The following is a 2,183-nucleotide window of genomic DNA, read 5'->3' on the forward strand; positions in this document are numbered from 1 at the left end:
GCCATGCGGCAGGTTTGTCCGACTGCATCGCCCGCGCTTCGCCATGAGCCGCCATCGTATCGTCCGTGCGTTCGTGCGATGGCACACAGAAGCAAGCCAGTTGTCGACGTACCCTTTGTTCCTACGTTCGTCGACGCACACGCTCGATGAGATTCAGAATGTCTGTCGACTCCGGTTGCCGCACGGCACGAGGGACCCTTGGCAGCGCCTTGTGGCTCGGGATCGGCCCGGGTGCCAACACCGCAGGTTCGCTGATCGGGGTTTCAACGCAATTACCGACCCCGAATGGTTCGCGCGTGGCTTCATCCCGCTCGTACCCATTCCAGACGTCGCGTATCGTTTCCGATGCGCTGCGGCCCCTCCCTTTCAGGACTTCACGATGCCGAACGTTTCGATGGCGACTTTGCGGACCAGGCGGTGCCATGTGCGCCAAATCGAGCAAACTGACCCCTTGCGACTACTGCGATGAAGTGACCGACCCATGAAGACACTGGCCACATCGATTTCATCCCTGCCTGCTCCAAGCCGCGTTCCAGATCGCGCGGAAGGTGCAGGGCGCAAGTCTTCTGACGAAAGGACCATCGACTCCCTGCAGATCGGCATGAACTGGTTTGCCGAGTTTCCAGGCGGGCTCGACCGCATGGTGGACGCTCTCGTACGCGCCCTTCCAGCGCAAGGCGTGACCGTGCGGGGACTGGTGGCAGGCAGCGAAAACGTGCGCATATCGACGCATGGCACCATCACGCCGTTTGCCACGCCCGACGCGCCGATCCTGCAGAGGATCTCGAAGCTGCGGCGCGCGGCTGACAGGCTGCGGACGGAGCGCGTTCCTGATGTGATCGCCGCACATTTCGCGCTCTACGCGGCGCCGCTGTTCGGCAAATTCGCGGATGTGCCGAAGGTGATCCATTTCCACGGGCCATGGGGTGACGAGACCGCCTTCGGCGCGCGCAACCGCGTGAACGCGGCGGTCAAGCGTGCCATCGAACGCCATACGTACCGGCGCGGGAAGTTGCACATTGTCCTGTCGCAGGCTTTCGCCGGCGTGCTGCAGCGCTACGGCGTCGACGCGGGCACGATTCGCATCGTGCCTGGCTGCGTGGACGCCGAGCGCTTCGGCATCGATGTCGATCGCCGGACGGCGCGTGCCGCGCTCGGGCTTTCGCAGGATCGTCCCGTGATTTTTTGCGTGCGGCGGCTCGTCCCGCGCATGGGGCTGGAGGACCTGATCGAGGCCATGGTCCTCGTGCGCCGGGCGGTCCCCGAAGCACTGCTTGCCATTGCCGGCAAGGGCCCGCTCGCGGCGGCGCTGCAAGCGCTGATCGAACAACGCGGATTGTCCCAGCATGTTCGTCTTGCGGGTTTCGTGGCGGACGAAGCGTTGCCTCTCTGGTATCGGGCGGCGAACTTGTCGGTCGTGCCGACGGTCGCGCTGGAAGGCTTCGGCCTCACCACCATCGAATCGCTCGCGGCCGGCACCCCTGTACTCGTGACGCCGGTTGATGGCCTGCCCGAAGCGGTCGTGCCGCTCGACCCGCAGCTCGTGCTGGAAGCATGCGGTGCGAGGGCGCTCGCCGCCGGGCTTGCGGACACGCTTCTCGGCCGTCGTGTTGTTCCAGGCGAAGCTGCATGCCGCGAGTACGCTCGGTCGCATTTCGATCTGCCGGTGATCGCGGCGAAAGTCGCAACGGTCTATCGCGAGGCCATTGAAGCGCCTTGAACACGGGCGTTCGGCGGATGGCAGGCGATTCGCCGCCGTATTCGATGCAATAAACTCAACACTCCATTTGGTGTTCAATGGAAACAAGCATTCTCAGGAACATCGCGATCAACTTCGTCGGGCTCGTCCTGCCGGTGTTCGTTTCGCTCGCCACGGTGCCGCCCTACATTCACGGTCTGGGCCTCGAACGATATGGCGTGATCAGTCTGGTGTGGGCGCTGGTCGGCTACTTCAGCGTGCTGGACCTCGGCATCTCGATGGCGACGGAAAACCGTCTCGCCAAGGTTCGCCACACCACCGACGGGAGCATCGAGCGCATCTTCTGGAGCGCATTGTTTCTCAATCTTGCCACGGGGCTGGTCGGTGCCGGGCTGCTCTGGATCGGCGCGTACATCTACATCGAGCGGATCGCGAACATCAGCCCGGTATTCCGGCGCGAAGTGCTGGACGCGTTGCCGTGGAT

The 2,183-nt window shown here is 63.8% G+C and carries 1 protein-coding gene and 1 pseudogene; both read left to right on the forward strand.

What is annotated here, in order from left to right; translation table 11 throughout:
- The first annotated feature begins 601 nt into the window (after positions 1-601).
- Positions 602-1,720 (forward strand): glycosyltransferase family 4 protein, encoded by a 1,119-nt coding sequence (locus tag AWB68_RS44260; RefSeq protein ID WP_235028867.1) that lies wholly within the window; start codon positions 602-604, stop codon positions 1,718-1,720.
- Positions 1,721-1,797: 77 nt separating this feature from the next.
- Positions 1,798-2,183 (forward strand): annotated as a pseudogene (locus tag AWB68_RS44265) (flippase); the annotation flags it as partial.

Origin of the sequence: Caballeronia choica (assembly GCF_001544535.1) — a bacterium.
Taxonomy (GTDB): domain Bacteria; phylum Pseudomonadota; class Gammaproteobacteria; order Burkholderiales; family Burkholderiaceae; genus Caballeronia; species Caballeronia choica.

Excerpts from the sequence above, each read along its gene's own strand:
- AWB68_RS44260 (WP_235028867.1), top strand. The coding sequence starts at position 602 with ATGAACTGGTTTGCCGAGTTTCCAGGCGGGCTCGACCGCATGGTGGAC.